Origin of the sequence: Flintibacter hominis, assembly GCF_014287965.1 — a bacterium.
GTDB lineage: Bacteria > Bacillota > Clostridia > Oscillospirales > Oscillospiraceae > Lawsonibacter > Lawsonibacter aceti.
The window spans coordinates 1-535 of the sequence record NZ_JACOPO010000034.1; the positions used below are offsets into that span (position 1 = coordinate 1).

2 protein-coding genes are annotated in these 535 nt (G+C 48.2%); both read right to left on the bottom strand.

The window, feature by feature from the left end; all coding sequences use genetic code 11:
• Positions 1–123: 123 nt before the first annotated feature.
• Entirely contained in the window at positions 124–273 is a 150-nt protein-coding gene (locus H8S11_RS13760) for a hypothetical protein (RefSeq protein ID WP_186853543.1), read from the bottom strand.
• Positions 266–535 (bottom strand): hypothetical protein (locus tag H8S11_RS13765; protein ID WP_186853544.1); only part of this gene is annotated, 270 nt, incomplete at its 5' end. The genes H8S11_RS13760 and H8S11_RS13765, both read right to left, overlap by 8 nt.

A 535-nucleotide genomic window follows, 5' to 3' on the forward strand; every position in this document is an offset into this window, starting at 1 on the left:
AAGTGGGTCTTTCTTGGTATTAGTTTTTCGTGTATCCATTTGAAAACCTCTTCCATTTCTTCTGGGTCCTTATCTGTTATCAAGCCTGCATCAATAAATCCATTTTCGTTTGTAAATGGGCGATTATTTTTTAACATAATCTTCTTCCTTCCTTTCCCACTCTCTGCACCGCTGATCCGGCTCCGTGAAGTCGGCGCAATACGGCGAATCCCCGTTGAAGCACACGCCCTGGAAGTCCTCGTACCAGGCGCAGGTGGCGCAGCACTTAGTCATGGGGGTTTTCCTCCCCCATGTAGCAATATCCATCTGGTGGGAGCGTATCCTTGATGTATGGGCAGAATATCCCGCCGGGGAAGGTTTTGAATGCTTCTCCGTGCCTGCATCGGGCGCACCTGACCACAGGAACGGCATCAATAGTGGGAGCCTTATCAATTTCTTCCACAGGCACAGCGAACCCCCAGCACTCATCATCTTGGCCCAATCCAAAAAACATAACCTTTCTCTTATGGTAAAGCAGTTTGTCTGCATCAATTAA